The 990-nt window shown below is 67.4% G+C and carries 1 protein-coding gene; it reads right to left on the bottom strand.

Translation table 11 applies throughout. The features are described from left to right. A partial coding sequence (locus tag IE178_RS35055) for an alpha-glucosidase C-terminal domain-containing protein (RefSeq protein ID WP_193515071.1) occupies nt 1-990 on the bottom strand: 990 nt, incomplete at both ends.

Consider the following 990-nt stretch of genomic DNA (forward strand, 5'->3'; position numbering starts at 1 on the left):
GAGCCGGAACCAGTAGAAGCCGTGGCCCGCGAGGGTCAGCAGATACGGCAGTTCGCCGATGGCGGGGAAGCGCACCCCGCCGAACAGCTCGACGGGATGGCGTCCGGCGAAGGCGCTCAGATCGAGTTCGGTGGGCTGCGCGAAGCGTGAGAAGTTGTTCACGCAGAGCACCAGGTCGTCCTCGTCCTCCCCGTTCGGGGGGGCCTCGCGCAGGAAGGCGAGGACGGCGGGGTTGGAGGAGGGCAGTTCGGTGTAGGAGCCGAGTCCGAAGGCGGGGTTCTGCTTGCGGATCTCGATCATGCGGCGGGTCCAGTGCAGCAGCGAGGAGGGTGAGGCCATGGAGGCCTCGACGTTGGTGACCTGGTAGCCGTAGACGGGGTCCATGATGGTGGGCAGGAACAGCCGTCCGGGGTCGGAGGAGGAGAAGCCGGCGTTGCGGTCGGGGGTCCACTGCATGGGGGTGCGGACGGCGTCGCGGTCGCCGAGCCAGATGTTGTCGCCCATGCCGATCTCGTCGCCGTAGTAGATGATCGGCGAGCCGGGCAGGGAGAGCAGCAGGGCGGTGAAGAGTTCGATCTGGTTGCGGTCGTTGTCCAGGAGGGGGGCGAGGCGGCGGCGGATGCCGATGTTGGCGCGCATGCGGGGGTCTTTGGCGTATTCGGCCCACATGTAGTCGCGTTCTTCGTCGGTGACCATCTCCAGGGTGAGCTCGTCGTGGTTGCGCAGGAAGATGCCCCATTGGCAGCCCGACGGGATGGCGGGGGTCTTGGCGAGGATCTCGGAGACGGGGTAGCGGGATTCGCGGCGGACGGCCATGAAGATGCGGGGCATGACGGGGAAGTGGAAGGCCATGTGGCATTCGTCGCCGCCGGCCCGGTAGTCGCCGAAGTAGTCGACGACGTCCTCGGGCCACTGGTTGGCCTCCGCCAGCAGCACCGTGTCCGGGTACTGCGTGTCGATCTCCTTGCGCACCCGCTTCAGGAAGGCGTG

This window comes from Streptomyces griseoloalbus (genome assembly GCA_014650015.1).
Classification (GTDB): domain Bacteria; phylum Actinomycetota; class Actinomycetes; order Streptomycetales; family Streptomycetaceae; genus Streptomyces; species Streptomyces griseoloalbus.